Origin of the sequence: Kitasatospora sp. NPDC059747 (assembly GCF_042732955.1) — a bacterium.
In the GTDB taxonomy this organism is placed as follows: domain Bacteria; phylum Actinomycetota; class Actinomycetes; order Streptomycetales; family Streptomycetaceae; genus Kitasatospora.
Genome location: NZ_JBHWGV010000208.1, coordinates 1 through 7,311, shown reverse-complemented (window position 1 = coordinate 7,311; position 7,311 = coordinate 1). Strand labels below are relative to the sequence as shown.

At 73.7% G+C, this 7,311-nt stretch carries 4 protein-coding genes; all 4 read left to right on the top strand.

Translation table 11 applies throughout. From position 1 onward, the window contains the following. The coding region (locus ACFV4G_RS42145) for a trypsin-like serine protease (RefSeq protein WP_380448702.1) at positions 1 to 1,506 on the top strand (1,506 nt) is incomplete at its 5' end. A gap of 546 nt (positions 1,507 to 2,052) precedes the next feature. Continuing rightward, positions 2,053 to 3,963 (top strand): ALF repeat-containing protein, encoded by a 1,911-nt coding sequence (locus tag ACFV4G_RS42140; RefSeq protein WP_380448700.1) that lies wholly within the window; start codon positions 2,053 to 2,055, stop codon positions 3,961 to 3,963. Beyond that, positions 3,861 to 6,635 carry a polymorphic toxin-type HINT domain-containing protein gene (locus tag ACFV4G_RS42135; RefSeq protein WP_380448707.1) on the top strand — a complete coding sequence of 925 codons (2,775 nt, stop codon included), beginning with the start codon at positions 3,861 to 3,863 and terminating at the stop codon, positions 6,633 to 6,635. The genes ACFV4G_RS42140 and ACFV4G_RS42135 overlap by 103 nt, the downstream gene beginning before the upstream one ends. Continuing rightward, positions 6,635 to 7,273, top strand: coding sequence for a hypothetical protein (locus ACFV4G_RS42130; protein ID WP_380448698.1), 639 nt, complete (start codon positions 6,635 to 6,637; stop codon positions 7,271 to 7,273). The genes ACFV4G_RS42135 and ACFV4G_RS42130 overlap by 1 nt, the downstream gene beginning before the upstream one ends. Positions 7,274 to 7,311 lie beyond the last annotated feature (38 nt).

The following is a 7,311-nucleotide window of genomic DNA, read 5'->3' as shown; positions in this document are numbered from 1 at the left end:
CAGTGGAGTCTCCCCCCCGCCCGCGCCGCCCCCCCCCCCCCGGCAAACACCGACCCCCCGCCCGGCGCCACGGCCCGGGCCGGGCAGCCCGGCCGTACCGACGCCCGTTCCTGCACCGCCACCCTGGTGGACCGTTACTGGGTGCTGACCGCCGCGTCCTGCTTCGGCGACCACCCGGCCGCCGGCGCGCCCGCGACCGCGAGCACCGCCACCGTCGCCGGCCGCACCATCGCCATCGCCGAGCTGGCCCCGCGCGCCGAGCGCGACCTGGTGATGGCCCGCCTGACCTCCCCGCTGGACGGCGTCGCCCCCATCGCCGTCACCGGCACCGCCCCGGCGGCCGGGGACGGCCTGCGCATCCCCGGCTACGGCCGCACCGCCACCGACTGGGCGCCGCTCAAGCTCCACACCAGCGCCCACACCACCGGCGCGGTGAACCCCACCAGCATCGACACCGCCCCGGCCGCCGGCCAGGCCCCCGTCTGCCAGGGCGACACGGGCGCGCCGCTGCTGCGCGACCGCAACGGCACCCCCGAGATCGCCGCCGTCGCCTCCCTCTCCTGGCAGGGCGGCTGCCTGGGCACCCCCGCCACCGAGACCCGCACCGGCGCCACCTCCTCCCGCGTCGACGACCTCAACGCCTGGATCCAGCAGGTGAAGGCCTCCCGTCCGGGCAGCCGGCTGTTCGCCATCGGCAGCGACAACCGGATATGGGCCAACGAGGGCTCCTACTCCACGAACGTGTGGGGCACCTTCGAGGCCGTCCCCCAGAACAGCGGCATCCGCCAGGTCAGCGCCGTGACCATGGGTACCACCGTGCGCCTGTTCGCCATCGGCAGCGACCAGCGCATCTGGAGCGCGAGCAAGGACGGCGCGAACGGCACCTGGAGCGCGTTCCAGATGGTGCCGGGCAACAGCGCCATCCAGCAGGTCACCGCCGTCGCCATGGGCGACAAGGTCCGCCTGTTCGCGATCGGCGGCGACGGCCAGATCTGGACCTCCACCGGCGACTACACCGCCGGCACCTGGAGCACCTTCCAGGCCATCCCCAGCAGCGCCATCAAGAACATCACCGCCGTCGCGATGGGCGACAAGGTCCGCCTGTTCGCCGTCGGCGGCGACGGCCAGATCTGGACCACCACGGGCGACTACACCGCCGGCACCTGGAGCACCTTCCAGGCCATCCCCAGCAGCGCCATCAAGAACATCACCGCCGCCACCATCGGCAACACCGTGCACCTGTTCGCCATCGGCGGCGACGACCGCATCTGGACCACCACCGGCGACTACACGGCCGGCACCTGGACCACGTTCAACGCCGTGCCCAACGCCGCCGGCGTCAAGCAGGTGGCCGCCACCACCATCGGCGACACCGCCCGCCTGTTCGCCATCGGCGCCGACGACCGCATCTGGACCGCCGACCAGAAGGCCGACAACAGCTGGACCACCTTCTACGCCGTCGCCAGCAGCGGCATCCAGGGCATCGCCGCCACCCCGGCCGGCTGACACCCCGCGCCCCCATCGGGCGCCCGGCGGGGCCGGGCGCCCGATGCGATCCACCCGGGAACTGCGTTCGGCCGAACCGGAATTCCCGGCTGCCGAGGCCGCCGGATCCACGGATCCGCCCACCTGCGCGTCCCTTTCTCCCGCCCTTGGCCGGGTAGGCCTGGCTGCTCTTTCCAGGTTGCTCTTTCCAGGTTGCTCCTTCCAGCACGGGACCCGACCGCTCGTCAGCGGCCCACCGGAAGACTCCCCGCACGCTTCGACGCGCGCGATTCCACCACCCTGCTCACCGGCTGCCGGCAGCAGGAGCCCACGGACGTCGCTTCCGACGCCGTGCCGCAGGGCGGCACGCACCCCGGCTCCCCGGGTGCGGCCGCCCCGTCGGCCCCCTGGCCCGCCGGACGGACGCAGGGCCACCCCGCGCACGTGCCACGGCGCTTCCCGCCGCCCCGCGCGCACCCCGAAGAACTTTCCCCGCACCGCCGGCGCCCCCGTCGGCGGTTCTTCACGGCACTCCGGTGCCCAGACCAGGATGGATTGCGAACTTCCATGCGGATGTCACTGACATCACGGGCCCGATCACGGCTGGCAGCCGGGTTCGTGGCCGGCAGCCTGCTGACCGGGCTGCTCTCGACCCCGGCCCTCGCGGCCGACGCGCCGCCGACGGCGACCGCGGCGAACCCCGACCGGGTCAAGGCGGTCGCCGCCTGGCAGGCCGGCGGACCGGCCGTGCGGCACGCCGCCGAGACCGCGCTGACCGGCAGCGGCGACGACCTGACGGCGTTCCTGGCGAGCGGCCAGGCCGCAGCGACCGACCAGGACCTGCGCACCAAGATCGAGAACCTGGTCGCGAACTCCGGCCCCGGCGTGCGCGATGCCGGACAGGCCGCGCTCAAGGGCTCGGCCGACGACCTGAAGAAGTTCCTCGCCACCGGCGCCCAGAAGGCCTACGAGGACGACCAGCGGGTCCGGCTGTCGCAGATCATGGCCGCCGGCGGCCCCGGTGTGAAGGCCGCGGCCGCCAAGGCGCTCGACGGCACCATGACGGACGTCAACCAGTTCCTCAACGAAGGCCAGTTCAAGGCCAAGGACGACGACGACCGCGTCCACCTCTCGCAGCTGATGGCCTCCGGCGGGCCGGAGGTGAAGAAGGCCGCCGGCGCAGCGCTGGACGGCTCGATGGACGACGTCCAGCTGTTCCTGCAGTACGGCTACCAGACCGCCGCCGCCCACGACCAGGAGACCCTGACGGTCGCCCAGCTGGCCGACCTGACGAAGAACGCCACCGCCCAGGCCGGGCAGCAGGCGATGGCCGCCAAGGACGCGGCGGGCAAGGCACTGGACGCCACCCGCCTGGCCAAGGAGGCCTCCGAGCGCGCCGCCAACGAGACCAAGGCCGCCCAGGGTTCGGCCGGGCAGGCGTCGAACGCGGCCAACCGCGCCGCCGACGCCGCCACCCGCGCCGCCGCCGCGGCCAAGACCGCCTCCGCGGCCGCGAGGGCCGCCAACGAGGCGTCCCGCCAGGCCGCCAACGCCGCCGCCGACGCCGCGTCCGCCGCGACGAAGGCGGGCAACGCCGCCTCCAGGGCGCTCTCCGCCGCGGCCGGCGCCGCCGGTGACGCCGGGCAGGCCGACGCGGCCCGCAACGCCGCAGTCACCGCCCGCGACGCCGCCGTCCAGGCCCGCACCGCGGGCGAGGCCAGCCAGTGGGCCGGCTTCGCGGCGACCCAGGCGGGCGCCGCGGCGCAGGCCGCGGCCTCCTCCGGCGCGAACGCCGCCGCGGCCGCCCAGGCCGCCGCCGAGGCCGCCGAGTACTCCGGGGTGTCCGCCGACGACGCCGCCCGGGCCCGCCTCGCGGCGGCCCGCGCCCAGCGCGCCGCCGCCGAGGCCAAGCGTGCCGCCAACGCCACCGTCGCCATCGCCAACGAGGCCGCCGCCGCGGCCGGGGACGCCCAGCGCGCCGCCAACGAGGCCGCCGCCCACGCCGAAGCCGCGGCCGCCGCGGCGGAGGAGGCGGCCCGGCACGCCGGTGAGGCGGCCACCGCCGCCAACGTCGCGCAGGCGGCCGCCACCGCGGCCGACGCCGCCGCCAACTCGGCCGCGAACTCGGCCGCGCAGGCCCACAAGGTCACCAACATCGCCCGCGCCACCGACAAGGAGCGCCTCGACGCCCAGCAGGCCGCCGAGATGGCCGCCGCCGACGAGGCCTCCCGCGAGGCCGACCAGAAGGCCAAGACGGCGGCCTGGGAGTCCGGCAAGGCGACGCAGTTCGCCGCCGGCACCGACCAGCTCATCAAGGACGCCCCGCCGCCGGCACCGACGCCAAGACCGCCCTGCTCAAGGGCCGTCAGGCCGCGCTGCGGCTGCTGGACTCGGCCGGCCCGTGGACGAAGGCCGCCGCCCAGAGCGCGCTGGAGGGCGACGACTACGCCGTCCAGGCCTTCCTGGCCACCGACCTGACGGTGGCCCGGGACCGCGACGACCGCACCAGCGTCATGGCGATCGCCAAGACGCCGGGCAAGCTGGAGAAGCGCCTCGCCGCGGAGACCGCCTCGGTGGGTACGCCGGACCAGGTCCGGGCGTTCCTGGCCACCGGGCAGTACCCGGGCAAGGACGACGACGACCGCGTCCAGCTGTCCCAGATCATGGCCGCCGGCGGGCCGGGCGTAAAGGCCGCGGCGGGCAAGGCCCTGGACGGCACGATCGACGACGTCCGGGCCTTCCTGGCCACCGGTCAGTTCAAGGCCCGCGACGACGACAACCGCGTCCTGGTGACCCAGGCCCTGGCCGGCGGAGGCCAGGAGGTCAAGGCGGCCGCCCAGGCCGTCCTGTCCGGCCCCGCCGACCGCCTCGTGCCGTTCCTGCAGACCGGCCTGCCCAAGGCCCAGCAGCGCGACGCGATGACCTCCGCCCACGTGGCCACCGTCGCGTCCTACCTCGCCACCATCGACGGCTCGGTCGCCCAGGCCCGCCAGTACGCGGCGCAGGCCGCCCAGGCCTCCGCCACCGCCCGCGGCGCCGCCAGCGAGGCCGCGGGATACGCCAACCAGGCCAGCCAGTCCGCCCAGTCCGCCCAGGGCTTCGCCAACCAGGCCGCCCAGTCCGCGCAGGCCGCCCAGGCCTCCGCGGCGCAGGCCGCCCAGTACGCCCAGCAGGCCCAGGCGTCCGCCGCCTCCGCCAGTGTCGCGGCCGACCGCGCCGTCGCCTCGGCCGCCGAGGCCACCGGTTACGCGGCCCAGGCGAGCCAGTTCGCGGCCGACGCCAAGACCGCGTCCGACCAGGCGAAGGCCTCGGCCGCCGCCGCTGCCAAGAGCAGGGACGACGCGTACGCGGCCGCCAGGGAGGCCGCGCAGCTGATCATGTCGAAGCAGCAGGCCGACGCGGCCGGCGGAAAGCTGCAGAGCGACACGGCCGTCGTCGACGACAACGGCCGCGTCTCCTACATCGAGTCCGTGCCCCGCGGGGACCTCCAGAAGGAGGTCGTCAAGAGCAACGAAGCACGCTGCGGCAAGGGACAGACGGGAACCCTCGCGGACCTGTGGACCGATGAGAACTTCTACACGAACGCCGCCGGAGTCAGGGTCTGCGACGTCACGTACACCATCAGGGTCACCGGCACCATCGACTACATCCTGAAGACCTGCCCCGAAGCGGGCCTGTCGATCGCCGCCTGCATGGGGAAGTACAGCGTCTGGGACACCCTCCTCGTCGGCAGCGACCAGCTGAACAAGTCGGAGATCACCACCACCGTCGCCATGACGCAGAAGGACTTCGACAAGATCAACGTCACCTGCCAGCGGGGCGTCTGCGGATCACCGACCGTCAACGCCTTCACCCTCTTCGCGGGCGACTTCATCGCGTGCTTCAAGGACCCGGGATTCAACTCCCACTGTGCCTGGGCCGCGTCCAACTTCATCCCCTTCGGCACCCTCGCCAAGGGCGCGAAGGGCATCGTCGCGTTCCGCTACGCCCTCGAAACCGGCGTCGGGATCGAGGACGCCAAGCTCGCCCTCCAGGCGACGCTCAACGGCTACAGCGACGCGATCACCAGCAAGCTGCTCCGCGCCGCCGACGCCGTGTCCGCCTTCCGCAACACCTTCAAGAACGGCGTCGGCACCAAGGAGGCCCTTGAGGCGCTGAGCAAGACCCCCGACATCGACCCGGCCCTCGTCCGCCAGCTGAACGACGAGTACAAGTCGGTGCAGTACGTCTACGAGACGTGCGAGGTCAACAGCTTCCCCGCGGGCACCCGCGTCCTGCTGGCCGACGGCTCGTACCGGGCCATCAGCGAGATCCGGACCGGTGACCGGGTGCTCACGGCCGACCCGGCGGTCGGGGGACTGCACCCGCAGCCGGTGACCGCCACCTACGCCCACACCACGCGGCGCCTGGTGGACATCGCCCTGGCGGACGGCAGCACGCTCTCCACCACGGCCGGTCACCGCTTCTACACCGAGCAGGCCGGCTGGACCCTCGCCTCGGCCCTGCGCCCGGGAGACCGGCTGCGGGCCTCGGACAACGCCCCGCAGACCGTCACCGGCATCACCGACCGGACCGAGCAGGCACCGGAATCCGTCTACGATCTGACGGTCGACGGACCGCACACCTTCTTCGTGCGCACCGGTGGCGGCCAGGAGCCCGACCTGCTCGTCCACAACTGCCTCTACCTGCTCAACGACGAGGCGAAGGACCCGGGGCTGCACACCATCAAGGACCATGTCGCCGGGGGCCCCTACACGAACAACCTCGGGACGGTCAGCGGCACCGACGCGATCCGCGCGCAGGCCAAGGCCGAGGTCGACGGATACACCGGGGTGTTCAAGGACCTCGCCACCGCGGAAGAAGCGCTCAAGCAGGCGTGGCTGACGGACGGGGCGAAGCAGTACGGGCAGGCCAAGCGACTCGGCAAGAGCGAGTTCAAGTTCACCGCGGACGTGTCCGTCCTCGATGCCGGCGGCGACAAGCTGACCTCCCTCGGCGAGGTCTACCAGCGGGGAGGCAACCGCGTGACCACCCCCTCCAGCACGAAGGTCGAGGTCCGGGTCAAGATCGACTACACCGATGGCCCGACCAAGCACCCCAAGGGCTGGTACGTGACCTCCATCTTCCCGCTCCCGCGCAGGGGCGTCTGATGGCGGAACGGTACGGCGGCGCGGCCGACTTCGGCTTCTCCCTCCTGGCCGAGGCGTTCCACGCACACTGGCGCAGCGAGGGCGAGGACGTCGAGGTCCTGGCGGACTACCTCGCCCGCAACCCTTCCTGGGTCGCCGAGTCGGTCCTCGTGGACGCCCTGCGGCTGGAGGCCGCCGACCTGCCCGCGTGGCAGATCGAGACCCTCTGGTCGACGGGCACCCATCCCTTCCACGACCTCCGCAGGGAGGGCCACGACGGCCGTGACTGGCTCGGTCTGATCGTCCGGCTCGGCCGGGAGCGGCTCGCCGCCGAGGGCGGCGGCAGCGACGAGCGCGTGCCGCCCAGTCCGTACGGGCACGTGGCGGGAGCCGTCCTGGACGAGATCCTGCTGGTCTCCGCCGGGATCACCGAGGGGGCGATGCATGCGCCCGGAGGGTACGTTCCCGGCATCGTGCCCGCCCTCAACGAGGTCGCGGCGCGGGTCTGCCCCGACCTGGCGTTCCGCCTCCTGCTGCGCGCGCTCGCCAAGGTCGGGCCCGTGGTCGCGCGGGAGCAGTACGACCGGTACGTGGCCCTCGGGCGGCAATTCGAGTACGGCGAGCTCCTGGTGGAGGGCCATGCACACCTGATGTCCTGACACCACACGACGACGACGGCGCGCAGCCGGTGCACGAC